The sequence below is a fragment of the Pseudemcibacter sp. genome, assembly GCF_965661635.1.
GTDB lineage: Bacteria > Pseudomonadota > Alphaproteobacteria > Sphingomonadales > Emcibacteraceae > Pseudemcibacter.
This window is the reverse complement of record NZ_CBFIEP010000109.1, coordinates 1-2,199: the sequence shown is the minus strand read 5'-3', so window position 1 is coordinate 2,199 and position 2,199 is coordinate 1. Positions and strand designations below refer to the sequence as shown.

The window sequence follows — 2,199 nt, the reverse complement described above, 5'->3', positions numbered from 1 at the left end:
CCCCATTCGCCGTTCAATGCTTCTTTCGCCGCTGATACTGCCTCATCAACCAATTTATCATCGGCTTCTGAAACTAACGCAACAAGGCTCCCATCAATGGGACTGATGTCATCAAAATAATTTTCCGTATCAACGAAACGTCCAGCAACATAATTTTTCAATATTTTGGATGAGGGCAATTTAAGCTCCGATAGATTTTTTCAATTATTGAAGAATATAGATTATTTGTATAAACTAAAAATAACAATACTGTTTGTCGTTATAATAAAAAATATATACCGAAGAAGATTTAAATCATGTCCGCCAGTCAACTGGAATATCATCTTTTATACCGTTTAAAATTTAGGCAGTTAAGATTGCTTGTCGCAGTTGATGAGCAGCGCAATATTTTAAAGGCATCAGAACAACTTAATATTGCGCAACCCGCCGCTACGAAAAGCATCCGCGAATTAGAAGATATCTTAGGTGTTTCACTTTTTGATCGTTCGTCACGCGGCGTAACACCGACACCATATGGCGAAGTCGTAATCAATCATGCGAAACTAATCTTAAGTCAAGTGAGGCAGATCAGCGAAGAAGTAACATCAATAGCGCAAGGTGTAACCGGACACATCAACATAGGTACATTGCTCGCCGCTTCACCTACCTTGATCCCGAAAAGCGTTTTAAAATTAAAAAAAGAACGTCCAAATATAACTGTTACCATCATCGAAGGTACAAACGACAAACTAATGCCCGCGCTTCGCACTGGTGATATTGATATCGTGGTTGGAAGGCTTCCTGAATTTCGTGAACGCGAAGGTATCAGTCAAGATGTGATTTACGATGAGCCTATTGCCATTGTTGCCAGAAAAAATCATCCATTATTAGGTGAAAATAATCTTGAGTTTGCCAGGTTAAAGGAATTTGACTGGATTTTACCTCCTACATCAACATCATTAAGACGGCAAATCGAAAGTGAGTTTCGAAACGAGGGTCTTGAGCCACCGCGTGAAAGCATAGAATCTATTTCCATATTAACCAATTTCAAATTGTTGCGTGAAACCGATATGCTAGCGGCAATGCCCCTCCATGTTGCTGAGCACAATGAAGCTCTTGCCGTTTTACCCATTTCATTTAAAGGCGCAACAAGTGATGTTGGGGTTAGTTACCGGTCCAATTACACACTCTCAACGGCAGTGTCATATTTTATTGAAACATTAAAAAATGTGGCCACAAATATTGATAAACCTTAGCCAAATTTTGGCAACACCCCAATTGCCGCCAGTACAAAGCAAATAGCCAGAAATGCCGTATATATCAAAATAACATTGATGAGCTTATCGCCGCCCCACACACGAAATTCAGTGTTATCATATTTTTTGCGACTTGCCCGAACACAAAGTGCAGGGATAAGAGCCGCCATTACCATTCCGACAAGTCCAACAAGACCAATGGCATAAAGAAACCCATTAGGGAAAAACACACCGCCAATGGTTGGGGGTATAAACGTAATAGCCGCCGTTTTAAATCGTCCGATACCATCATCACCAAATTTGAATTTATCGGCAATAAAATCAAATAACCCCAATGACACACCAAGGAAGCTAGAAACCACAGCCATATTGGCAAATGCATTGACCAGTGCAGATAAGTTTGCGCTTTCCCCAACCATGTTTAACGCACCAACAATGTCACCTATATTGCCACCGCTTTCGATAATCGGTTTAAATTCTTCACGTCCAATGTTTCCTTGCGTTACCATCAACCAAAGCGCATATACGGTAAGTGAAAAAAGTGATCCATATAGAACGCTTTTTTGAATTCTTTCTGGATCTTTGCCATAATATTTCATCACGCTTGGAATGATGGCATGATACCCATATGAAGCAAGGAAATAAGGAAGCGCCGCAAAAATAAATGGCATATATTCGGCTTTATTATCTAGCAGGACTGGCAATTGAATCCTCGTGGTAAATTCACCCATTGAAAGCAGAAACGTAATCACCATTCCCCCCACAACTATGGCATTGATACGCCCAACCATGGCCGTGCTTACCCATACAATAAATGCCAACCCAAACGCGAAGGTTAGCCCCGCAACAACTGGAGGAAGGCTAAGTCCTAACGATGCTTCAATAGTATGGCTAACGATAGAGCCACCGCCACTGATATAGGCATAAGTGAGTACATAAAGTACGAATGCAAATGTAATCCCGT

The 2,199-nt window shown here is 40.9% G+C and carries 2 protein-coding genes; one reads left to right on the top strand and one right to left on the bottom strand.

Annotation, left to right across the window (positions count from 1 at the left end; genetic code table 11):
• Positions 1-296 precede the first annotated feature (296 nt).
• Positions 297-1,235, top strand: coding sequence for a LysR substrate-binding domain-containing protein (locus tag ACTF6W_RS07420; protein WP_438993907.1), 939 nt, complete (start codon positions 297-299; stop codon positions 1,233-1,235).
• Here ACTF6W_RS07420 and ACTF6W_RS07415 read toward each other — a convergent pair.
• Positions 1,232-2,199: aromatic amino acid transport family protein (locus ACTF6W_RS07415; RefSeq protein ID WP_438993906.1), on the bottom strand; the 968-nt coding region annotated here is incomplete at its 5' end. The two genes, ACTF6W_RS07420 and ACTF6W_RS07415, sit on opposite strands and share 4 nt — an antisense overlap.

Coding starts and splice junctions, on each gene's coding strand:
- ACTF6W_RS07420 (WP_438993907.1), top strand. CDS start 297: ATGTCCGCCAGTCAACTGGAATATCATCTTTTATACCGTTTAAAATTT.